Raw genomic sequence first — 206 nt, forward strand, 5'->3', positions numbered from 1 at the left:
AACTCGTTAATATGAGAGAAGCTGTTCAATATTTGAACAGCTTCTTTTTTGTAGCTAAATCGATATTTCGTGTCGAACCGTTGATATATCGTAAGTTATGATAGATATAATTGAAAAATCGTTGATATATTTTTTTACAATTATGAGTGTGTTTCCTTTAGTATCGCTTGTACATATGGATCATGTAATATTTGCTCTATAATTGG

Annotated in this window: 1 pseudogene; it reads right to left on the minus strand. The window is 29.1% G+C overall.

What is annotated here, in order from left to right:
* Positions 1-140: 140 nt before the first annotated feature.
* Positions 141-206 (minus strand): annotated as a pseudogene (locus MR107_RS32185) (DUF3910 family protein); the annotation flags it as partial.

It is taken from the genome of Bacillus cereus group sp. BfR-BA-01441 (assembly GCF_022663075.1).
GTDB classification, from domain to species: domain Bacteria; phylum Bacillota; class Bacilli; order Bacillales; family Bacillaceae_G; genus Bacillus_A; species Bacillus_A cereus.